This is a genomic window from Sphingomonas sp. 7/4-4 (assembly GCF_027941955.1).
Taxonomy (GTDB): Bacteria; Pseudomonadota; Alphaproteobacteria; order Sphingomonadales; family Sphingomonadaceae; genus Sphingomonas.
In genome coordinates this window covers 2,235,899-2,256,605 of record NZ_CP115960.1, presented here as the reverse complement: position 1 = coordinate 2,256,605, position 20,707 = coordinate 2,235,899, and the positions used below count along the sequence as shown (strand labels likewise).

General features: G+C 65.7%; 18 protein-coding genes and 3 pseudogenes. 6 read left to right on the top strand and 15 right to left on the bottom strand.

Going from position 1 to position 20,707, the window contains the following annotated elements; all coding sequences use genetic code 11:
- Positions 1 to 54: 54 nt before the first annotated feature.
- Positions 55 to 873: a class I SAM-dependent methyltransferase gene (locus PIB19_RS11385; protein ID WP_271237451.1), complete on the bottom strand. Its 819-nt coding sequence runs from the start codon at positions 871 to 873 to the stop codon at positions 55 to 57.
- Positions 874 to 902: 29 nt separating this feature from the next.
- On the opposite strand from PIB19_RS11385, the gene PIB19_RS11380 reads away from it, so the two are divergent.
- Complete coding sequence (locus PIB19_RS11380) at positions 903 to 1,112, top strand: hypothetical protein (RefSeq protein WP_271237450.1); 210 nt, start codon at positions 903 to 905, stop codon at positions 1,110 to 1,112.
- On the opposite strand, the gene PIB19_RS11375 is transcribed toward PIB19_RS11380, so the two are convergent.
- Positions 1,109 to 2,251, bottom strand: coding sequence for an aspartyl protease family protein (locus PIB19_RS11375; protein ID WP_271237449.1), 1,143 nt, complete (start codon positions 2,249 to 2,251; stop codon positions 1,109 to 1,111). The genes PIB19_RS11380 and PIB19_RS11375 overlap by 4 nt on opposite strands.
- A gap of 55 nt (positions 2,252 to 2,306) precedes the next feature.
- Positions 2,307 to 3,866, bottom strand: coding sequence for a CpaF family protein (locus tag PIB19_RS11370; RefSeq protein ID WP_271237448.1), 1,560 nt, complete (start codon positions 3,864 to 3,866; stop codon positions 2,307 to 2,309).
- Between the two features lie 144 nt (positions 3,867 to 4,010).
- Here PIB19_RS11370 and PIB19_RS11365 point away from each other — a divergent pair, with 144 nt between their 5' ends.
- On the top strand, positions 4,011 to 4,373 hold the full coding sequence (locus PIB19_RS11365) for a DUF6265 family protein (RefSeq protein ID WP_271237447.1): 363 nt from the start codon (positions 4,011 to 4,013) through the stop codon (positions 4,371 to 4,373).
- Between the two features lie 69 nt (positions 4,374 to 4,442).
- Here PIB19_RS11365 and PIB19_RS11360 read toward each other — a convergent pair whose 3' ends face one another.
- The 5 genes and pseudogenes from PIB19_RS11360 to PIB19_RS11340 form a co-directional block, all read right to left on the bottom strand.
- Positions 4,443 to 4,694, bottom strand: a complete 252-nt coding sequence (locus tag PIB19_RS11360) for an ATP synthase F1 subunit epsilon (RefSeq protein WP_271237446.1) — start codon at positions 4,692 to 4,694, stop codon at positions 4,443 to 4,445.
- A 125-nt stretch (positions 4,695 to 4,819) separates the two neighbouring features.
- A complete protein-coding gene (atpD, locus tag PIB19_RS11355; RefSeq protein ID WP_271237445.1) occupies positions 4,820 to 6,292 on the bottom strand; it encodes a F0F1 ATP synthase subunit beta in 1,473 nt (490 codons plus the stop codon).
- 27 nt (positions 6,293 to 6,319) lie between these two features.
- Positions 6,320 to 7,211: pseudogene (locus tag PIB19_RS11350) on the bottom strand (F0F1 ATP synthase subunit gamma).
- A gap of 224 nt (positions 7,212 to 7,435) precedes the next feature.
- Complete coding sequence (gene atpA, locus PIB19_RS11345; RefSeq protein WP_271237444.1) at positions 7,436 to 8,965, bottom strand: F0F1 ATP synthase subunit alpha; 1,530 nt, start codon at positions 8,963 to 8,965, stop codon at positions 7,436 to 7,438.
- 11 nt (positions 8,966 to 8,976) lie between these two features.
- Positions 8,977 to 9,531, bottom strand: a complete 555-nt coding sequence (locus PIB19_RS11340) for a F0F1 ATP synthase subunit delta (protein WP_271237443.1) — start codon at positions 9,529 to 9,531, stop codon at positions 8,977 to 8,979.
- A 182-nt stretch (positions 9,532 to 9,713) separates the two neighbouring features.
- On the opposite strand from PIB19_RS11340, the gene PIB19_RS11335 reads away from it, so the two are divergent.
- Entirely contained in the window at positions 9,714 to 10,622 is a 909-nt protein-coding gene (locus tag PIB19_RS11335; protein WP_271237442.1) for a hypothetical protein, read from the top strand.
- Positions 10,623 to 10,804: 182 nt separating this feature from the next.
- Here PIB19_RS11335 and PIB19_RS11330 read toward each other — a convergent pair whose 3' ends face one another.
- Positions 10,805 to 12,268 (bottom strand): DEAD/DEAH box helicase, encoded by a 1,464-nt coding sequence (locus PIB19_RS11330; protein ID WP_271237441.1) that lies wholly within the window; start codon positions 12,266 to 12,268, stop codon positions 10,805 to 10,807.
- A 316-nt stretch (positions 12,269 to 12,584) separates the two neighbouring features.
- On the opposite strand from PIB19_RS11330, the gene PIB19_RS11325 reads away from it, so the two are divergent.
- Positions 12,585 to 13,061 carry a PilZ domain-containing protein gene (locus PIB19_RS11325; protein ID WP_271237440.1) on the top strand — a complete coding sequence of 159 codons (477 nt, stop codon included), beginning with the start codon at positions 12,585 to 12,587 and terminating at the stop codon, positions 13,059 to 13,061.
- Between the two features lie 155 nt (positions 13,062 to 13,216).
- Here PIB19_RS11325 and PIB19_RS11320 read toward each other — a convergent pair whose 3' ends face one another.
- The 3 genes and pseudogenes from PIB19_RS11320 to PIB19_RS11310 form a co-directional block, all read right to left on the bottom strand.
- Positions 13,217 to 13,462 carry a hypothetical protein gene (locus PIB19_RS11320; RefSeq protein ID WP_271237439.1) on the bottom strand — a complete coding sequence of 82 codons (246 nt, stop codon included), beginning with the start codon at positions 13,460 to 13,462 and terminating at the stop codon, positions 13,217 to 13,219.
- Between the two features lie 162 nt (positions 13,463 to 13,624).
- Positions 13,625 to 15,277: pseudogene (locus tag PIB19_RS11315) on the bottom strand (glycoside hydrolase family 43 protein).
- A complete protein-coding gene (locus PIB19_RS11310) occupies positions 15,274 to 16,761 on the bottom strand; it encodes an MFS transporter (protein WP_271237438.1) in 1,488 nt (495 codons plus the stop codon). Before PIB19_RS11310 ends, PIB19_RS11315 begins: the two are co-directional and overlap by 4 nt.
- Before the next feature lie 139 nt (positions 16,762 to 16,900).
- On the opposite strand from PIB19_RS11310, the gene ada reads away from it, so the two are divergent.
- Positions 16,901 to 17,941: a bifunctional DNA-binding transcriptional regulator/O6-methylguanine-DNA methyltransferase Ada gene (ada, locus tag PIB19_RS11305; RefSeq protein ID WP_271237437.1), complete on the top strand. Its 1,041-nt coding sequence runs from the start codon at positions 16,901 to 16,903 to the stop codon at positions 17,939 to 17,941.
- Positions 17,938 to 18,405, top strand: a complete 468-nt coding sequence (locus PIB19_RS11300; protein WP_271237436.1) for a DUF1203 domain-containing protein — start codon at positions 17,938 to 17,940, stop codon at positions 18,403 to 18,405. The genes ada and PIB19_RS11300 overlap by 4 nt, the downstream gene beginning before the upstream one ends.
- Here PIB19_RS11300 and PIB19_RS11295 read toward each other — a convergent pair whose 3' ends face one another.
- From PIB19_RS11295 to PIB19_RS11285, 3 genes and pseudogenes are all read right to left on the bottom strand, one after another.
- Positions 18,406 to 19,944, bottom strand: coding sequence for a S1C family serine protease (locus PIB19_RS11295; RefSeq protein WP_271237435.1), 1,539 nt, complete (start codon positions 19,942 to 19,944; stop codon positions 18,406 to 18,408).
- Positions 19,945 to 20,046: 102 nt separating this feature from the next.
- Positions 20,047 to 20,205, bottom strand: a complete 159-nt coding sequence (locus tag PIB19_RS11290; protein WP_271237434.1) for a hypothetical protein — start codon at positions 20,203 to 20,205, stop codon at positions 20,047 to 20,049.
- A 305-nt stretch (positions 20,206 to 20,510) separates the two neighbouring features.
- Positions 20,511 to 20,675 (bottom strand): annotated as a pseudogene (locus tag PIB19_RS11285) (hypothetical protein); the annotation flags it as partial.
- Positions 20,676 to 20,707: the final 32 nt, after the last annotated feature.

Sequence of the window (20,707 nt, the reverse complement as noted above, 5' to 3'; positions counted from 1 at the left end):
CTACGGCTTATTGGTTAACGGAGCATGGACTATTGCGGCGCCGCAACAAAAATATCAGGGCTTCCTGAACTTCAGCGTCATCCGGTCGCTCTCGCCGATCGCCGCATATTTGGCGCGGTCCACATCCTTGAGCGTGTAGCTGGGCGGAAGGGTCCAGACGCCCTTGGGCCAGTCCGCAGTGTCGCGCGGATTGGCGTTGACTTCGGACGCGGCGACGAACTTGAACCCGGCCTGCTCGGCGAGCCGGCGGACGGTCGATACCTTCATATAGCCGCTGTTCTTCTCGCGCTCGTCACTCGCGCTTTCGGGCAGGCGGTGGTCTTCGATGCCGAGCACGCCGCCGGGCTTGAGCATCGCGAACATCTGCGCGAATGCCTCGGCCGCATAATCCTGCCCATTCCGCTGATAGCCCATCCGCCAGTTATGGACGTTGCGGAAAGTGAGGACGACATCGGCGCTGCCGTCGGGAACCTTTGGCTGGCCCTCAGCCCAAGGGAAAGCGGCGAGCTTCACCTGGCCGAACACCGCGGGATTCTTGGCCTGAAGCGCCTGCACGCCCTTGCCGCCATCGGGCCAGGGCGAGACGCCGGCGTAGAGCGTACCCTTGGCGCTAGTGAGCGGCGCGAGGATCTCGGTGTACCAGCCGCCGCCCGGCCAGATCTCGACTACGGTCTGCCCCGGCTTGACTCCGAAGAAGCTCAGCGTCTCCACCGGGTGGCGATATTTATCGCGCGCGACATTCGCCGGCGTGCGGGTGGTGGCGGAAACCGCGTCCTGGATCGCGTGGCGCTGCGTCCGCGGCTCACCCGCGGCGACGCTGGCCACTGCGATCGCAGTGGTAAGGAGGCCGAGCACGGTCAGAGTCTGGCGCATGACATTTCCTTGCCTGAATGGCAGAGCGCATGTGGGAGTTTTTCGAAACGATGCAACAACAATTATGGGGCGGTGCGGCGGCTGCCGTGCTGGTCGCGGTGGCCAGTGGTTTCGGCGAGCACCGCAGGCGGCGGCGGCGCGACATGGACCGGGTCGGATTCATGCCCTGGACGTTGGTCCAGGTGCTGGCGATGCTCGCTGCGGTGATCCTCGCGAGCCTGGCGCTCAACCTGCGCTAATAGAAGTCCGCGAGCGTCAGGCTGCGTTCGGTGCCGTCGCACAGGCCGATCCGGATGGTGCGGCCGGGCGTGCCGACGGTCCATTCGACCAGCCCGTCCTTGACGTCTTCAGCCACCGACACCCCGTCGGCCGAGCAGATCAGGTCGCCCGCCTTCCAGCCGCCCGCCTCGGCGGGAGAGCCGCGCATGACGTGGACGACTCGCAACGCGGTGCCGGTGAATTCGACGAGCAGCCCGCTGGTCGAGCGGGGCACCCTGGCGGCGCGTGCCTTTCCCGGCTGGAGGATCATCCGGCCGGCGCGCGGATCGAGCAGCAAACGGTAACGCAGCAGCATGCCGGTCCCCAGCCGCCCTGCGGCGCCGACCGAGGCCGAGAAACCGCCCTCGCCTTCGATCCGCAATTCGGCTTCCACCGGCGCCATCCCGGCGAGCGAAAGGGACGGGGCCACGAGCGTGTCGGTGACCACGGGTCCGCCCATGCCCCAGCCCAGCGTAGTGGTGACGCGCGCGTCGCGTACTCCCGTCGAGGCCCAGGCGGTGCGGCTCAGCGTCAACGATCCGCCGTCGCCGGTGTCGACGATGATCGGCCGCAATAGCTTGCCGGCGATCGTGACTTCGGATTGGTAGACGCCATTGGGGCTCCTGCGCCGCAAGGGCGCGGTGGTGCCGGGAAAGGGCATCCGCCCGCTCGACAGGATGCGGAAGCGACGCGCGTCATAGTCGATGTCGAGTGCGCAGCAGCTGAGGATGTCCGCGCCGACCAGCACATCGGCGCCGAAGCGGATCTGCCCCGCGGGATCGGCGATGCCGACACGGCCATGGCTGCGGGTCAGTCCGCCGAAACGGATCGAAGCCGTGTCGGCCCAGCCCACTTCGACGCCGCCGCCGATCGCGAGCGCGCGCTGGCGGCGCGCGGCGACGAGGCCCGCGGTCCGCGCGAAACGGCTGGTGACGATGGTGTCGCTCAGTCCGGTATCGAGGATGGCCCAGCTGGTATGGCCGTTGAGCGCGATCGGGAAGCGGAGCTGGTTATAGGGCGTCAGCTCGAAATCGACCCAGCGCGCTTCGGTGTCGATATCGAGCGCCGTCGTCGCCTGTGGCTCGGCGAGCGCGATGATAGGGGCGAGGAGAGCGAGCACGGGCATAGCCTAACGCGCAAATGCCCGAACAGGAATCACTGCTCCGCGGCAGCGATCAGAGGCACGCCTCGAGCATCGCCTGATCGAAGCCATATTGCCGGGCCTTGTCGAGCGTATAGGGGCGCAGGCCCATCGAGCGATATTCGCCGATGATCTTGCCCTCGGCGGATTCGTCCAGATACTCGAACTTGAACAGCTCCTGGGTGACGATCACCGGGCCTTCCATGCCGATCACTTCGGTGATGTTGGTCACGCGGCGCGAACCATCGCGCAGGCGCTTCACCTGGACGATCAGATCGACCGAGTCGGCGATCTGGCGGCTGATGGCTTCCTTGGGCATCTTGATGTCGCCCATCATCACCATGTTCTCCATGCGGCCGAGGCATTCGCGTGGGGAATTGGAGTGGAGCGTGCACATCGAGCCGTCGTGGCCGGTGTTCATCGCCGAGAGCAAGTCGAAGCACTCGGAGCCGCGGATTTCGCCGAGGATGATGCGATCCGGGCGCATACGCAGCGAGTTCTTCACCAGATCGCGGATCGTGATCTCGCCCTGGCCTTCGAGGTTGGGCGGACGCGTTTCGAGCGGCAGCCAGTGCGGCTGCTGCAAGCGGAGCTCGGCGGCGTCCTCGATCGTCAGCACGCGCTCGCCCGGGTCGATCATCTTGGACAGGGCGTTGAGCATGGTCGTCTTGCCCGAGCCGGTGCCGCCCGAGATGACGATGTTGAAACGGCAGGCGCCGGCGATCTTGAGCATCGTCGCCATCTTCGTGCTCATCGATCCGCCGTTCGCCATCATGTCGAGGGTGATCGGTTTGGCCGAGAATTTACGAATCGAAATCGCAGTGCCGCGCAAGGAGAGCGGCGGCACGATCACGTTGACGCGGCTGCCGTCCTTGAGGCGCGCGTCGGCGAGCGGCGTGGTCTGGTCGACGCGGCGGCCGACCGAGTTGCAGATGCGCTGGGCGATCTGAAACAGATGCTCTTCGTCGCGGAACTGGATGTTGGCGAGCTCGAGCTTGCCCTTGCGCTCGATGAAGGTCTGCTCGGGGCCGTTGACCATGATGTCCGAGATGGCCGGATCGGAGAGCAGTTCTTCCAACGGCCCGAGGCCGAGCAACTCGTCGACGAGAACCTTCTCTAGCGCGAATTGCTCGCGGCGGTTGAGCGTGAGCTTCAGCTCGGCGAGCACTTCGCCGATGATCGGGCGGAATTCCTCGGCGAGTTCGTCCTTGCTCAGCGTCGCCGCCGCCTCGGGATCGACACGCTCGAGCAGGCGCGGGAGCACCTGTTCCTTGATGCGGTGGATCGAGGCTTCGAAGCCTTCGACGCGCGAATTGCCGGCATCGCCCGATGCCGCCTGACGATCGGCGAGGCGTTGCATCGCGTCGCTGTTGGCGATGCTGCCGGCGGCGGGATCGCGCTCGGCCATCGGATCGGCGGCTGCGCCGGGGAGGGGAACGCTGCTGATCGGCGGGAATTGTTCGCCGCCGCCCGGCATGGCGTCGGCGGGACGCGGTGCGGGCCCTGGGCCCTGCATCGGACGCGCGACGCCGAAAGCGGGTCGTCCGCCGGCCGCCCCGCCACCCATTCCGTTGCGTCGTCCGAAAGCGCTCATCGGTTAACCTGTAATCCCCGCATGGGAGGAAGGCGTAGCCATCAAGGCTTTAGAATTGACTAACCAAGGGCGGCACGAGCGCTGGCGATTGCCTCCGGGCGGCGTTTATGGGAGCTTGCGGCTCCTCTTCTCGGCGAGGTTCCCATGCTGCTGATACTGGCCCCGTTGCTGCTCGACGCGCAAACGCCCGATCTCGGCTGGCTGGTGGGCGAATGGTGCACCGAGCCCAAAAACGGCGCGACGACGTGCGAGACCTGGAAGCCGATGGACAAGGGCAAGATGCACGGCGTCGGCACCACGCGCGCGGGCACGTTCGTGAAGACCAACGAGGCGATGACGATCATCGTCAACGAATCCGGAACGGTCTTCCACGCCGAGCCCGCCGGTCAGAAGCCCGCAGATTTCCCCATGCGCAAATTCGATCCGGCGGCGCGATCCGTCGTTTTCGAGGATGCCACGCACGATTATCCGCAGCGCGTGCGCTACTGGCGCGAGGGGAAGCGCTGATGGCCGAGATCTCGCTGCTCGACGGCAGCAAGGCGATGCGGTGGAGCTATCGCCGCGTGAAGTAGGCCGTCAGTCCGCCTTTTCGGCCAGCACGGTCAGCCCGCGCTCGTTGACCTCGGCGAAGCCGCCTTCGATGCGGATCGTCTCGGGCGCGGTGGCGCCGGTCTTGTAGATTTCGAGATTGCCGTCGCGGATCGTCGACATCAGCGGGGCATGCCCTTCGAGCACGCCGAAATCGCCCTCGGTGCCGGGGACGACGACCATGTGCACGTCCTCGGAGCGGACGAGACGTTCGGGGGTGACGAGTTCGAAGTGCAGCATTTTCTCAGTTCCTAGCCCCTCCCCTTCAAGGGAGGGGTTGGGGTGGGGCCTATCCGCGGGCGGGGTGCTTGTGGCACTGCCCCACCCCCAACCCCTCCCCTGAAGGGGAGGGGCTTAAGGCAGTCTTACGCCTCGCCGGCGAGCTTCTTGGCCTTTTCGACCGCCTGGTCGATGCCGCCGACCATGTAGAAGGCGGCTTCGGGCAGATGGTCGTACTCGCCGTTCACCACCGCCTTGAACGACTTGATGGTGTCTTCGATCTGCACGAATGCGCCGGGGATGCCGGTGAACACTTCGGCGACGTGGAACGGCTGGCTGAGGAAGCGCTGGATCTTGCGCGCGCGCGACACGGTCAGCTTATCCTCTTCGGAAAGCTCGTCCATGCCGAGGATCGCGATGATGTCCTGCAGCGACTTGTACTTCTGGAGGATCGACTGGACGGCGCGCGCCGTCTCGTAATGCTCCTGGCCGACGATGCGGGGTTCCAGAACGCGGCTGGTCGAATCGAGCGGATCCACCGCCGGATAGATGCCGAGCTCCGAGATCGCGCGGTTGAGCACGGTCGTCGCGTCCAAATGGGCGAACGAGGTTGCCGGCGCCGGATCGGTAAGGTCGTCCGCGGGGACGTACACGGCCTGCACCGACGTGATCGAGCCCTTGTTGGTCGACGTGATGCGCTCCTGCAGCGCGCCCATGTCGGTCGACAGGGTCGGCTGATAGCCCACCGCCGAAGGGATACGGCCGAGCAGTGCCGACACTTCGGCGCCCGCCTGGGTGAAGCGGAAGATGTTGTCGACGAAGAACAGAACGTCCTGGCCTTCGACGTCGCGGAAATATTCGGCGATCGTCAGGCCCGACAGCGCGACGCGGGCGCGGGCGCCCGGCGGCTCGTTCATCTGGCCATAGACCAATGCGACCTTCGAGCCCTCCGACTGCGCATTGCCGTCGGCATCCTTGGCGATGACGCCTGCGTCGAGGAACTCGTGATAGAGATCGTTGCCCTCACGGGTGCGCTCGCCGACGCCCGCGAACACCGAAGTGCCGCCATGGCCCTTGGCGATGTTGTTGATCAGTTCCTGGATGAGCACGGTCTTGCCCACGCCGGCGCCGCCGAACAGGCCGATCTTGCCGCCCTTCGCATACGGCGCGAGCAGGTCGATGACCTTGATGCCGGTGACGAGGATGCTGCTCTCGGTCGACTGGTCGACGAAGAGCGGAGCGGGCGCGTGGATCGGCGAAGTGATCTCGGCATTGACCGGGCCGCGCTCGTCGATCGGCTCGCCGATCACGTTGAGGATGCGGCCGAGCGTCTTCGGGCCGACGGGGACGCGGATCTGCGAGCCGGTGTCGGTGACCTTCTGGCCGCGGGTCAGGCCCTCGGTGGCGTCCATCGCGATCGTACGGACGGTGTTCTCGCCGAGGTGCTGCGCGACCTCGAGGACGAGGCGGTTGCCGTTGTTATCGGTCTCGAGCGCCGAGAGAATGGCGGGCAGAACGCCGCCATCGAACGACACGTCGACGACGGCGCCGATGACCTGCGAGATGCGGCCTACGTTATTGGTGCCCGTGGCGGGGCGGTCGAGTGCGGCGGTTGCCATCGTCTGCTTCCTTGCTTCTGATCGGTCTTAGAGCGCTTCGGCGCCCGAAATGATTTCCACCAGCTCGGTAGTGATCGCGGCCTGGCGGGCACGGTTATACTGGATCGACAGCCGCTTGATGAGATCGCCCGCATTGCGCGTGGCGTTGTCCATCGCGGTCATCTTGCTGCCCTGCTCGGAGGCGGCGTTCTCGCGCATCGCCCGGTAGAGCTGGATCGCGACGTTGCGCGGTAGCAGATCGGCGAGGATCGCTTCCTCGTCCGGCTCGTAGATCACGGCGGCGGGGGCCGCGGTGCTGGCCGGCGTGCCCTCGGGAACCGAGCTCGGCGCGACCGGGATGATCTGCTGCTCGGTCGGCTCCTGGGTCAGCACCGACTTGAAGTGCGAATAAAAGAGATGCGCGACGTCGAACTCGCCGGCTTCGTAGCGTGCGATCAGATCGTCGGCATAGCCGCGGGCATCGGCGAACTTCAGCTTGCCGAGATCGCCGGGCTCGATCGAATGCACGAAGCTCTTCGGAAACAGCCGGTTGAGCACCGCGCGGCCCTTGCGGCCGACGGTGTAGAACTTCACTGTCTTGCCCTCGGCGATCATCTCCTGCGCGCGGCGGCGGGCGAGACGGGCGATATTGGTGTTGAATGCGCCGGCAAGGCCCTTGTCCGAAGTCGCGACGACGAACAGATGGACCTGATCCTTGCCGGAGCCGGCGAGGAGCTTATGCGAGGATCTCGCTCACCGTCACCTTCGAGGCGAGGCTGGCGACCACGCTCTCGAGGCGCTGGGCATAGGGACGGCCGGCTTCCGCCGCTTCCTGCGCGCGGCGCAGCTTGGCGGCGGCGACCATCTTCATCGCCTTGGTGATCTTCTGGGTCGATTTGACCGAGTTGATCCGTACCTTGAGTGCCTTGAGGCTTGCCATCGTCTAACAATATTCCCGTGTAGCATTGCCACTATCCGCAACTTGCGTCGCGACATTGCCGTCCAGATTTCCGCAGCCCATCGTGTCGTTCGCGATGTCGACCTCAACGGCCTGCGTCGCGACGGGGGCTGGTGCGGCAGGCTCCTTCGAGCAGCCCGCAACCGCCGCGCCCAAAAGCGCTACGATTGCGACCTGGAAGGACATCGACCGCACCCTTCGGCTCCTTAAGCGAACGTCTTGCCGAACTCGGTCAGCGCGGCCTTGAGCTGGTCGCGGACGTCGTCCTTGAGATCCTTGCTGTCGCGGATCGCGGTCAGGATGCCGGCATGCTTCGAGCGCATCTCGGTGAGCATCGCCGCCTCGTAGCGCACTACGTCCTGCGTCGCGACCGAGTCGAGGAAGCCCTGCGTGCCCGCGAAGATGGAAACGGTCTGCTCCTCGAACGGCAGCGGACTGAACTGCGGCTGCTTGAGCAGCTCCGTCAGGCGCGCGCCGCGATTGAGCAGGCGCTGAGTCGAGGCATCGAGGTCCGAGCCGAACTGCGCGAACGCCGCCATCTCGCGATACTGGGCGAGCTCGAGCTTGATCGAGCCGGCGACCTTCTTCATCGCCTTGGTCTGCGCGGCCGAGCCGACGCGCGACACCGACAGGCCGACGTTGATCGCCGGGCGGATGCCCGCGAAGAACAGGTCGGTCTCGAGGAAGATCTGGCCGTCGGTGATCGAAATCACATTGGTCGGGATGTACGCCGAAACGTCGCCCGCCTGGGTCTCGATGATCGGCAGCGCGGTCAGCGATCCGCCGCCATTGGCGTCCGACATCTTGGCGGCGCGCTCGAGCAGGCGCGAGTGGAGATAGAAGACGTCGCCCGGATAGGCTTCGCGGCCCGGCGGGCGGCGCAGCAGCAGCGACATCTGGCGATAAGCGACTGCCTGCTTCGAGAGATCGTCGAACACGATCAGCGCGTGCATACCGTTGTCGCGGAAATACTCGCCCATCGCGGTGCCGGTGTACGGCGCGAGGAACTGCAGCGGGGCGGGCTCCGACGCAGTGGCAGCGACGACGATGGAATATTCCATCGCGCCATTCTCCTCGAGCGTCTTGACGAGCTGCGCGACGGTCGAGCGCTTCTGGCCGACCGCGACATAGACGCAATAGAGCTTCTTCTTCTCGTCGTCGCCCTTGTTGACTTCGCGCTGGTTGATGAAGGTGTCGATCGCGACGGCGGACTTACCGGTCTGGCGATCGCCGATGATCAGCTCGCGCTGGCCGCGACCGACGGGGACGAGCGCGTCGATCGCCTTGAGGCCGGTCTGCATCGGCTCGCTGACCGACTGGCGCGGGATGATGCCGGGCGCCTTCACTTCCACTCGCGAACGCTGATCGGTGACGATCGGGCCCTTGCCGTCGATCGGATTGCCGAGGCCGTCCACGACGCGGCCGAGCAGGCCCTTGCCGATCGGCACGTCGACGATGGTGCCGGTGCGCTTGACGATGTCGCCTTCCTTGATCTCGGCGTCCGAGCCGAAGATCACGACGCCGACATTGTCGGCCTCGAGGTTGAGCGCCATGCCCTGAATGCCGTTGGCGAATTCGACCATCTCGCCGGCCTGGACATTGTCCAGCCCGTGGATGCGCGCGATGCCGTCACCGACGCTGAGCACCTGACCGATCTCGGAGACCTCGGCGTCGGTGCCGAAGCTCGAGATCTGATCCTTGATGACCTTGGAGATTTCTGCGGCGCGGATATCCATGGTGTTAGCCTTCAGCCTTTCATCGCGTGCGCGAGGGAGTTCAAACGGGTCTTGATCGACGAATCGATCATCTGGCTGCCGATCTTCACGACCAGCCCGCCGAGGAGCGAGGGATCGACCGAGAGGTCGACGGTGACTTCACGGCCGAGCTGGGTGCGCAGCTGCGCCTTGAGCGCATCGACCTGTTCGGCATCGAGCGGATGCGCGGAGATCACTTCGGCGGTCGTCTCGCCGCGATGCGCTGCGGCCAGCTGGCGGAACGCGCGGATGATCGCGGGCAGCTGGCTGAGACGCCGGTTCTGCGCGAGCACGCCGAGGAAATTGGTGGTGGTCGCATCGAGCTTGAGCACGCCCGCGGTCGCCGCGACGGCCCTGGCGGCGGGGCCGCGGGCGATCAGCGGGCTGGTGGTCAGCGCCTTGAAATCAGCCGATTCGTCGAGCGCCTGCTGCACTGTGGCAAGGCTGGCCTCGACCTTGGGCAAAGCCTTCGAATCACGCGCAAGCTCGAACAGGGCGGTTGCATAGCGTCCGCTTAGACTTGCCTGAATACCGCCGGAATTCTCCACGCGTGTCGGTTCCTCTTGGAGGGTTCGGAATTGGCCCCATGCAAAAAGGGGCACGCCAGAGGGCGCCCCGATGGGTCGCGGCGCGGTTAGCATCGGTGTCACAGGGATGCAACCCGACTCCTCTGGACAAGTGCCCGCAGAGATGTTGCTTTGCGTTCGGGGAATGCAAGCAGGGGGAAGAAATGAAGCGGAAGGCGTTACTCGTGGCGTCGGTGCTGGCTTGGGCCGGCGTCGCGCAGGCGGAAGTGCTGGAAATCACCGGCGAGTTTCCCGCGAACAATCGCGAGGCGAGCTTTCTCGAATCGGTATCGGTCGATCGCTTCGGCGGCAGCGACGGATCGGCGCTGCAGATTGCGATCGAGCGGGCGTTGGGCGGCAGCCAGTTCGAACTGCTCGGCGGCCGCGCCGGGCGCGACACCGCCGAAGGATCGATCTCGGGAAGCATCTCCTCGGGCGTGGACGAAAGCAACTTTCGCAGGAAAGAGAAGCAGTGCGTCTCGAAGGACGACAAGGGCAAATGCCTCAAGGAGGAGCAGGTCGAGGTTTCGTGCAAGCGCCGGATCATCGATATCAAGGCCGATATCCGCATCGTCCGCAACACCGACGGCCGCATTCTCTATTCGCAGCCCAAGCCGTTCCGCGAGGAAGTGGAATGGTGCCGCGGGGGTAGCCCTGCGCGCACAGCGGAGGACGTGATCGAAAGCGCGATCGGCGATATCGCCGGATCGCTGCGCGGCGATCTCGTGCCGCATGTCGACACCTACAAAATTCGCGTGCGCGAGAACACCAAGGGCTTGTCGAAGGAGTCGGCGAACCGCTTCAAGGAAATGGTCAAGCTCACCAAGCGCGATGCGAGAGGCGCATGCGCGGGCTGGGAGTCGATGCAGGCGGAGGCGGCGAGCCATCCGTCGCTGCTGTTCAACCTCGGCCTCTGCGCCGAGCAGCGCGGCGAATTCGAAAAGGCAGTGGCGCTGTATCAGGACGCGGCACGCGCCGGTGCGAACGAAGGCCGCGAGGGCGTGGAGCGCGCGACCCGGCTGATCGCCGGCCGCGAGGATGCGCAGGAGCGGGCGAAGCGCCGGCGGGGATAGTTCTGCCAGTCCGTTCGCCCTGAGCTTGTCGAAGGGCGGCTCTCGGAAAGCGTCAGGCTTGTGGAGGGCCGGGCTTCGACGGGCTCAGCCCGAACGGATTTGAGGCACTGTACTCCGCCAAAACGAGAAAGGGCGGCGACACCGGTTCGTGTCGCCGCCCTCTCTGTCTGCTTAAGTCGAGCTCAGCGCCCGCGGCCGCCGCCGGCGTTGGCGGGACGTGCCGGGCGGGCGTGGAACTTGCCCTTGGGACGGGCATAATTCCGCGGGGCATCGCCGGCCGGCCGATCGCCGCGCGGGGCGCCGCCCTGGCGCTGTTCGCCCTGGCGCTCGCCGGGCTGGCCCTGGCGGCGATTGTCGCCCTGGGGCTGACCCTCGCGGCGCTGGCCCTGACCCTGGCCGTGACGCTGCCCGCCGCCGGGGCGGCCGTGCTGCATCGCGCGGCCATTCCGCCCGTTCTGCTCGTCGCGGCTCACCGGCATCGGCGAGCGCGTCGACTTGATCTTGTTGGCTTCGTTGATGAAGTCGGCCGGCAGCGGCTGGATGACCAGCTTCTGGCGAGTCAGCCGTTCGATGTCCTTGAGGTACGGACGCTCGTCATCGGCGCAATAGCTGATCGCGAGGCCCGTCGCCCCGGCGCGCGCGGTGCGACCGATGCGGTGGACGTACTGATCGGGCACGTTGGGCAGCTCGAAGTTGAACACGTGGCTGACGCCCGAGACGTCGATGCCGCGCGCCGCGATGTCGGTCGCGATGAGGATCTTGACCTTGCCGCTGCGGAACTCGCCCAGCGCGCGCTCACGCTGCGGCTGGCTCTTGTTGCCGTGGATCGCGTTCGACGCGATGCCGTTGCCGGCGAGCAGCCGCACGACGCGGTCGGCACCGTGCTTGGTGCGGGTGAAGATCAGCGCGCGGTCGATGCTCGGATCCTTGAGCGCCATCGTCAGCAGCGCCTGCTTCTCCGCCTGCGCCACGAACGTGACGTGCTGCTCGACGCGCTCGGCAGTGGTCGCCTCGGGGGTGACCTTGACCTCGACCGGGTCCTTGATGAACTGGCCGGCCAGCTCGCGGATCGTCTTGGGCATCGTCGCCGAGAAGAACAGAGTCTGGCGCTTGGTCGGCAAGTCGCGGACGATCCGCTTCAAGGCGTGGATGAAGCCCAGATCCATCATCTGGTCGGCTTCGTCGAGCACGAGGATCTCGATGCCGAGCAGGATCGCGTAATGCTGATCCATCAGGTCGACGAGGCGGCCCGGAGTAGCGACGACGATGTCGATGCCGCGGGCGAGATCGGTCTTGTTCTTGTGAATGGAAGTGCCGCCGAAGATGGTGGCGACCGAAAGCGGCGTGCCCTTGGCATAAGCGCGGGCGCTCTCGGCGATCTGGCTGGCGAGCTCACGCGTCGGCGCGAGGACGAGCATGCGGCAGCCGCGCGGCTGGGCGCGCTTGCCCGATGCGATCAGCCGATCGATCGAGGGAAGCATGAACGCGGCGGTCTTGCCGGTGCCGGTCTGGGCGATGCCGAGCAGGTCGCGGCCTTCGAGCAACGACGGGATCGACTGTGCCTGGATCGGCGTCGCCTCGGTATAGCCCTTGGCGGCAAGCGCGGCGAGAACGGTCTGCGAGAGACCGAGTTGATTGAATTGCATTGTGGACCTTACGAATACGGCCAGCGGGCGCGCACGGAAAATGGGCGCACGAAGGCGGGGTCAAAAAATTGACGACCCGCGTGACTAGGGAAGCCGTGAAAATAACCGAGGCAGAGCCGGGACGGGGGCCAATACAGGCTTCGTCCGATCACGCTGCATGATGCCTCGCTGGGCGGCTATATGGTAGCAAAGCTGCCTTAAGTCAATCCACGCCCGCATTTGCGCTGGTTTCCGCGCACTGAACCGCGAGATCGCAAGACTCTCTTAACCATTCGGCGCGTAGCCCGGACACTCCTGTAGTTTTGGGGAATGCGCCGTGCTCGTCGCGCGTCTGGAAGTCCTTGGCGAAGTCGATCCGCGCGGCGCGATCCGCTTCCACGTCGCGAGCGAGAGCATTTTGCGCGGTGCCGACGGCAAGCCGATCGAAGTGCTGGTCGACAATTTCTCGCGCACCGGTTTCCTGTTCGTCTCGGAAGACGAATTCCCGCCGGGGACGCTGATCGCGATCGGCTTGTCCGGCGCGGGCTCGCGCGAGGCGCAAGTGATCTGGCGCGACGGCGGCCGCCACGGCTGCGAATTTCTCGTGCCGCTGCCGCAATCGAAGATGGCGCGCGCGTTCCAGGGCCATCAGGAAGTGCTCGCCAACCTCGAAGCCGCGCTTCGCGAGCGTCTGGGGCGCACCCAGCCCGCGGCACCGACGCCGCCGGACCGGCCCAAGGCCGAGGTCCCGCCATCGCGCCACCACCGCAAGCAGAAGCTCGTCGACGCGATCCGGCAGTTCCTCGACAACTAGGCTTCCGTTATTCTGACCGCTCTCTCGTCGAGGAGGCGCGCCCGCCGCACACTGCGCCGGAATGGGAGCGGGCCGAGAGCAATCCAGCAACCAAAATGAGAAAGCCGACGGCGCAATTGGCTGCACCGCCGGCTCCGGAGGTTCAGAGGGTGCGCTTAGGGGCTGTCAGGGTCGTCGTCGTCATTCGTCGACACGTAAACAGCCGTTCCGATGATAGCAGCAGCAGCGATGAGCATGATCGCCACTGATCCGTCGAGATTGCTCGATTTCTCGCTTATCGTAGATGCGCGCTGCAGCGATAGCATTGATGCCGACGCCTGAGCGACGGGTGCTGTCGTCACGCCAAACATCAGCACCGATGCTGTTACGAGCTTAAGAAGGCGCATATTGAGCCCTTTCAATTACTACAAAGGCCTCCCCAGAACAGGTTGTCGCCTCTTTATAATATTGTCCATCGCAGCGCGACGAGTTGCCCTTATCAAAAGGCGGGCCCAACTTGCCGTTGCCGGGGCGTTCAGGAGGGCGTGCTCACAATCGGAACAACTGCCTTCGACCAATCTCGGTCATTCCGATTGCGTGGAGGCAGCGCACTCCTGCGTCGAATCTTCCCGATACGGTCGCTCGCGATATTCGAACCAGTCGAAATCGGCCGCTAGTCCGGCACCCGACATATCCTGGCACGCCATCCCCACGAACGCGCCGGTGAAGTTGGGCATGCCCGGCTTGGTCGCTTCGTCGGAGAGGATGCTCGCGTCGAATTGCTCGGGCAGCCACGCCCAGTCACCCCCTCGACGCGGTAGGCGAAGCGGAGACGTTCATAGTCGACTTCCACGCGCAGCTCGATGCGGCCCTCGGGGATCGCGATCGATGCGGTGAAGGCGTCGGCCTGCGGCGAGATCGGGCAGCGTCGACATCACCCGGATGTGGCGGCCGACTTCGTCGTCGTGGCTGACATGGAGGTAATGGAACTTGGCGCTGTTGTAATAAGCGACCAACCCCGCCGCCTGCTGGAAATGCTCGGGCGCGAAGTCCATCGCGCACGACGCCGAGTAGCAGAAATCCTGCTGGCGCCGCGCGACCAGCGCCTGGGTGAACAGGCTGCCGATCGTCTCGCGGCCGAACAGGCGGAGATGGCCGGGCCGCGCGGTCAGGCTGAAGATGCGGTGGGGCTCGGGCGTGCGGAGCCATTGCAGGTCGAGCGGGAGTTCGGCGCCGTCGAAATCGTCGCGGCCCTCGGTCTCGCGCGATGGCGAGGGCGTAACATCAAGCGCGGGCGCTTCGAGCACCGGCATGTCGCTGCCGTCTTCGGTGTAGAGCCAGTCGTCCTCGCCCCAGCGCATCGGCTGGATCGCAGTCTCGCGGCCCAGCACGCAGCGGCCGCGATTGGGCAGCGGACGGCCGCAGAGATAGGCCATGAAGGTCTGGCCGTCGGGAGTCTCGATCAGGTCGGCATGGCCGGCGCGCTGGAGCGGCGCATCGGGAGTGCGGCTGCTGAGGATATAGGTGTCGGGATGCAGCTCGTAGGGGCCGCGCAGGTCGCGCGAGCGCGCCATCGTCACGGCATGGTTCCAGCCCGTGCCGCCTTCCGCGACGATCAGATAGTACCAGCCGTTCCTTTTGTAGAGATGCGGCGCCTCGGTGAGGCCGAGCGGGGTGCCCGCGAAGATGTTGGTCCGTTCGCCGACCAGCCGTTGCTCTTCGGGCGAATATTCCTGCAGCACGATGCCTGCGAAGCGATCGCGTTCGGGGCGATGGTCCCAGAGCTGGTTGACCACATATTTCCGCCCATCCTTGTCATGGAACAGCGCGGGATCGAACCCGCTCGAATTGAGATGGACGGGATCGGACCAGTCTCCGTCGACGGTGTCGCAGGCCACCAAATAATTGTGGAAATCGCGCAGGCTCGCCCCCGATGCCCCGCCGACAGTGGTGCGGCCATAGCGCTTCACATCGGTGTAGGTGAGCCAGAAGCGCGTCCCGTCATGGCTGATGTCCGGGGCCCAGACGCCGCAGCTGTCGGGATCTCCGCGCATGTCGAGCTGGGCCGCGCGGACGAGCGGGCGAGAGATCAGCCGCCAGTTGGCGAGATCGCGCGAATGATGGATCTGGACACCGGGAAACCATTCGAAGGTTGAGGTGGCGATATAATAATCGTCGCCCACCCGGCAGATCGAGGGATCGGGATTGAAGCCGGGGATAATCGGATTGCGGATCATGCGGCGCGGTTCCTCCGTGCGCGAATTTCGATGACGATGCCGAACAATGCGAGCGCCAGCCCGAAGCCCCATATCCCGCGCATCGCGATCGGCACGTCGCAGGCGCTGAAGCTGGTGAACAGGGCGCAGGGCGCGGGGGCTGCGCTGGTGGCGTAAAAGAGCGTCAGCCCGCCCGCCAGGATCGCGCCCAGCAGGATCGGGATCCAGCCGCTCTCGCGCCCCTGGTCCTCGCCGGGCTTGCGGACCAGCGTCCAGAGCAGGGCGGCCGCGATGAGGTCGAGCACGCCCAGCGCGATGAAGAATGGATCATAGCCGATGCGGACCACGAGCGCGCCGATCAGCAAGGTGAAGATCAGTACGCCGAGATTGGCCATCGTGCCCGCCATCCCGGCAACGGTGCCGACTTCGTTCTTGCGGAACAGGTCGCTCGCCATGGTGAGGCACGTGACCGAAAGCATCTGGTGCGCGAAGGCGCCGATGCTGAGCAGCGCCACCGCGGTATAGGGGCTGGTGACCCCGCCGACGAAGATCATGCTCGTCATCATCAGCGCGCCGATGGTGAAGGTCCAGCGCCGCGCATCGATCAGCGCGATGCCGCGCCGCTCGAGCCACAGCGCCAGCGCCGGGCCGAACAGGCAGCCGATATCGGCGGCGACGAAGGGGAGCACCACTGCGATCGCCAGCTCGCCCAGATTGAAGCCGCGGACTTCGCTGAGATAGAGCGGCAGCCAGAAGGTGAGCGTCGCCCAGGTCGGATCTGCAAGGAAGCGCGGCAAGGCGATGCCCCAGAAATTCCGCCGCCCGAGCAATGAGAGCACGCGCGGCTTCTCGCCGGTCGTCTGGACATGCGCTTCCTGCCCGGAACGGATCAGCGCCAGTTCCTCCGGAGAGACGGTGGGGTGTTCCTCGGGCGTGCGATAGTAAAGCAGCCACAGCACCACCCAGAGCAAAGCGAGCCCGCCGGCGACGTAGAAGGCGGCGCGCCAGTTCCACCACACGATCGCCATCGCGACGATCGGCCCCGCCAGCGCGATTCCCGCCGAGGCGCCGAGATTGTAGATGCCGCCGGCCATGCCGCGCTCGCGTGCCGGAAACCATTCGGAGACGACCTTGAGCCCCGCGGTATGCGATGTCCCCTCGGCGAATCCCAATGCGCCGCGCAACACCGCCAGCCCCTGCCAGCTCGTCACCCAGCCATGCGCGAAGGTGAGCAGCGCCCAGGCGGTGGCGAAGATTGCCATCCCGTTGCGCAGGCCTATGCGATCGAGGATGTAGCCGACCACCGGCTGGAGCATGATGAACGCCTGGAACACGCCGGTGACCCAGCTATATTGCTCCTTGGTCATCGGCACGTCGGCCTGGAAGCTTTCGGTCGCGACGACCACACCTAGCGTTTGGCGCACGAGATAATTGACGATCGTGCCGAGCATCACGATCGCGATGATCCACCAGCGCAGTGCGCGGGTCCGTTGCCAGAAGCCCATCATCTCTCCTCGCGCCTTCCGCGCGTGCGGAGACCGTTAGCGTTAACGTTGCCGTCTGGAAACCGGGAGGGCAAGCGCTATCCGCTTTGAGCGCAAGTCGCGGGATGTGGCGCGGGACCGGCAGGCCTATATCGACTGCATGAGCAACCAGCAGACCATCAGCGACGATACCGCCTGGGCGGCCTTCGACGCGCGCGACCGCGCCTATGAAGGCCGCTTCATCGTCGCAGTCACCACCACCGGCATTTATTGCAAGCCGACCTGCCCGGCGCGGCGGCCGAAGCGCGAGCATGTCGTCTTCTATCCCGACGCCGATGCCGCTCGGAATGCCGGCTATCGCGCCTGCCTGCGCTGCAAGCCCGACGAAGTGGGGCGTGATCGGATCGCGGTGGCGGAGGCGGTGGCGCTGATCGAGGCGGCCGAGGAGCCGATGGGGCTCGAGGAGCTCGCCGCCCGCGTCGGCTATGCCCCGCATCATTTCCAGCGGCTGTTCAAGCGTGGAACCGGCGTGACTCCGGCCGCTTATGCCCGCGGGCTGCGCGCGCGCCGCGCCGCCGCCGCGCTGACCGAGGAGGAGCGCGTGACCGACGCCATCTACGAGGCGGGCTATGCCGCGCCCAGCCGCTTCTACGAGACCGCGAACGCCCGGCTCGGCATGACCCCCAGCGCGTGGAAGCGCGGCGGCGCGGGGGTGACGATCCGCTGGACGGTGGCCGAGACCAGCCTGGGCCCGCTGCTGATCGCGGCGACCGACAAGGGGCTGTGCCGCGTCGCCTTCGACGAGGACCAGTTCGCGCTGGCGCGGCGCTTTCCGGCGGCCGAGATCGCGCCGGGCGGCGCGGCTCTGGCCAATCTCGCCGCGCGGGTCGTGCGCGAGGTCGAGACGCCGGGGCGCGACATGGACTTGCCGCTCGACGTGCAGGGCACTGCCTTTCAGGAAGCAGTGTGGCAGGCGCTCCGCGCGATCCCGCCCGGCGAGACGCGCAGCTATGCCCAGCTCGCCACCGAGGTGGGCAATCCACGCGCGGTGCGCGCGGCGGGGACGGCGTGCGGCGCCAATCATGTCGCGGTGCTGATCCCGTGCCACCGCGCCCAGCGAGCCGACGGCAGCATGGGCGGTTACGCGTACGGCGTCGATCGCAAGCGCGTGCTGCGCAAACGCGAAGGCGTGACGGAATGAGCTACGTCATCACCGGGCTCGATCCCGCGCCCTTCCAGCGCTTCTACGGCCTGTCGGACGAAGCGCTCGCCGCCGAGCAGGTCGTGCGGATGACGGCGGACAGCAAGCCCGGCTTTCCGTGCCGGGTGACGCTGGAGGATGCCGAGCCGGGCGAAGCATTGCTGCTGCTCAACTACGAACACCTGCCCGATGCGAGCCCTTACCGGTCGCGCCATGCGATCTTCGTGCGCGAAGGGGCCGATGCGCCGGCGCGCTTCGAGGACGAGATACCGGAGAAACTCGCGATTCGGCTTCTCTCGGTCCGGGCGTTCGATGCGCAGGCGATGATGACGGACGCCGAGGTGGTGGAGGGAAATGCGCTCGAGCCGTTGATCGAGAAGATGTTCGCCGATCCGGCAGTGGCGTTCCTCCACGTCCACAATGCCAAGCGCGGCTGCTTCGCCGCGCGGGTGGATCGCGGCTGATTATTTGGCCGCTGCCGAGGACGGGCTGGAAGGCGCAGCGCTGCAGCTATAGACGAGCTTCTCGTTATAGACCGGCGGCAGCGCCGCGCGCAGCGCTTGCTGCCGGGTGGCGAGATTGGCGCGTGCGGCCTGATCGGACGAGCAGGTCTTGAGCTCGACCCCGGTGCGCAGCTGGCGGGCCTTCGCCATTTGATCGGACGAGAGCAGATAGCGCGTATTGGTATAGGTCCGGGTTGTCGGATCATAGACCAGCATCGAGACAGTCTGGTCCTCATCAGGCACGAGGATGCGCTGCCACGTTGTGCCCGATTCGGCATATTGCGTGCGTCCGTTGATGCACCCGTCCGTGCCAACATCGAGCGCTACTTTGTCCGCGTTCGACACCGTGATCCGGCTCCGCTCCGGCACAAGCGAGCAAGTCATCCGTCCCCCCGCAGCCTGATTGGGCACAGCGGCGCCCGCACTGGCCTTGGGCATTGAAAGCATGCGCGATTCGTCGAAGTCGGGACGCGTGAGGAAAAGCACCACTGCGCCGAGCATCAGTACGCCGCCGCCCACCGCGATCCAGATCGCCTCGCGCCGCCGGTCGCGCGAGAGCAATAGCCCGGCGCCGCCCAGCGCCAGCGCGCCGAGGACGAGCAGCAGGCCCGCGCCCGCCATATGATTCTCGCGGGCGACGATGTTGCGCGCCCGCGCCTGCGAAAGCGTGTCCTCGCGTTCGGTCGCGCTCTTTGCGGCGTCCGCCCGCGCGCGCGCCTCGGCATCGAGCCGGGCCTTTTCGTCGGCATTGCGCTCCTGCGCCAGCTGCTCCTCGACGCTGGTGCAGGGCACGCTGACGGTGGCGAAGGGTTGCTTAGCGCCTTGCAGGAACGCCGCGAGCTCATTGCCCGCGATTGCGAACGCGAAGGTCGAATCGCCTTCGTCGGCGCGCGTGATCGCCGAATTGACGCCCAGCACGCGGCCGCATCGGTCGAGCAGCGGGCCACCCGAATTGCCGCGCGCGATGCTGGCGGTGTGGAGCAGCACGCTGGTGCCCTGGAGCGAGCGCGTGCCGGCGAAGCCGCCCTGCGAGCGGACCGGCGATTGCGGGTTGATGAAGTCGGCGGCCGAGCGCGCGGTGGCCAGATCGACATTGCCGGGATAACCGAGCGCGATCAGCGCCTCGCCGTCGCCCGGCGCGCCGGTGTAGAGCGTCAACGGCGGCAGCCGGACCCCGGTGAACTCGATCAACGCCAGATCGCGCTGCTGATCGATCGCGATGAGCTTGCCCTGATACGACTTGTCGCCTTCCGAAGGCACGATGCCGATCACGACATTATCGGGGTAGCGATCGGCCAGCTCGACGACATGCGCGTTGGTGACGATGCGGTTGGGCGCGACCGCGAAGCCGCTGCCATGGCCGAAGCCGACGACTTCGTCGTCGACCACGGCGATGGTGACGATCCGCACCACCCCGCGGGCGGAGGCCGAGATGTCGTCGGCGCGCGCGGGCTGGATCGTTGCGACGAGCAGCGCGAGGAACAGCCAAAACCGCGTCATCAACCTGCTCTCCGGCCCGCACCGATCATTGCCAAGCGCGGCATAGGCGCAGCCGCCCGCGGATGAAAAGGGGTTATCGGGGCGCCGGTAGGATAGCGGCCGCTATTTCTTGTCGTCCTTTTCGTCGTCGACACTGTCCGGGTTTTTATCGAGAGTCGCGAGCGCCTTTTCGGTCTCGCCCTTGTCGATCATTGCGATCAGCTGAGTGGCGACGACGGCGATGCCGCGTCCATGCGGCTGATAGGCAAGCGGCGCCAGCATCTGTCGCGCCGATGCGCTGAAGACTAAACTTATATGGCATACTTATAAAACAAGCTCAGTAATCCACAGACGACTAAGCTTGTTATTTTTTCAACATTAGCAAAGGGTTTATCAAAAGCCGCCTAGTGTTACAGTATCAAATCCAGCCATCATGTAGCTACAAATCATGGTTATGCAACCGTAGTCGAATTCAATGCAATATACGGCATAAGGCATAAATTCCTCCTAGATTCGCGAGAAAATAAATCTGTGTGAGTCGGTCGTTCTTGTCAACTGCCAAGTCAACTGCCAATCGCAAGAACAGATCAAATGAAACTATAAGGATCGACGTCCACTACCACCCGCACCTTGGCGCTCCATTCGAGTGCGCTCAGCCAGTCGCGGATCATGTCCTGCACGTCGAAGGCGCGGCGGGCGTGGACGAGCAGGCGGAAGCGGTGGCGGCCGCGTAGCATCGCAAGCGACAGCGGTTCGAGCGGCCCGGATCGGGTAAGTTCCGGAC

Bases quoted from the DNA above. Each gene is read 5' to 3' on its own strand.
- PIB19_RS11385 (WP_271237451.1), bottom strand. From the start codon at position 873: ATGCGCCAGACTCTGACCGTGCTCGGCCTCCTTACCACTGCGATCGCA.
- PIB19_RS11380 (WP_271237450.1), top strand. From the start codon at position 903: ATGTGGGAGTTTTTCGAAACGATGCAACAACAATTATGGGGCGGTGCG.
- PIB19_RS11370 (WP_271237448.1), bottom strand. From the start codon at position 3,866: ATGAGCGCTTTCGGACGACGCAACGGAATGGGTGGCGGGGCGGCCGGC.
- PIB19_RS11365 (WP_271237447.1), top strand. From the start codon at position 4,011: ATGCTGCTGATACTGGCCCCGTTGCTGCTCGACGCGCAAACGCCCGAT.
- PIB19_RS11360 (WP_271237446.1), bottom strand. From the start codon at position 4,694: ATGCTGCACTTCGAACTCGTCACCCCCGAACGTCTCGTCCGCTCCGAG.
- atpD (WP_271237445.1), bottom strand. From the start codon at position 6,292: ATGGCAACCGCCGCACTCGACCGCCCCGCCACGGGCACCAATAACGTA.
- atpA (WP_271237444.1), bottom strand. From the start codon at position 8,965: ATGGATATCCGCGCCGCAGAAATCTCCAAGGTCATCAAGGATCAGATC.
- PIB19_RS11335 (WP_271237442.1), top strand. From the start codon at position 9,714: ATGAAGCGGAAGGCGTTACTCGTGGCGTCGGTGCTGGCTTGGGCCGGC.
- PIB19_RS11330 (WP_271237441.1), bottom strand. From the start codon at position 12,268: ATGCAATTCAATCAACTCGGTCTCTCGCAGACCGTTCTCGCCGCGCTT.
- PIB19_RS11310 (WP_271237438.1), bottom strand. From the start codon at position 16,761: ATGGGCTTCTGGCAACGGACCCGCGCACTGCGCTGGTGGATCATCGCG.
- ada (WP_271237437.1), top strand. From the start codon at position 16,901: ATGAGCAACCAGCAGACCATCAGCGACGATACCGCCTGGGCGGCCTTC.
- PIB19_RS11300 (WP_271237436.1), top strand. From the start codon at position 17,938: ATGAGCTACGTCATCACCGGGCTCGATCCCGCGCCCTTCCAGCGCTTC.
- PIB19_RS11295 (WP_271237435.1), bottom strand. From the start codon at position 19,944: ATGACGCGGTTTTGGCTGTTCCTCGCGCTGCTCGTCGCAACGATCCAG.
- PIB19_RS11290 (WP_271237434.1), bottom strand. From the start codon at position 20,205: ATGCTGGCGCCGCTTGCCTATCAGCCGCATGGACGCGGCATCGCCGTC.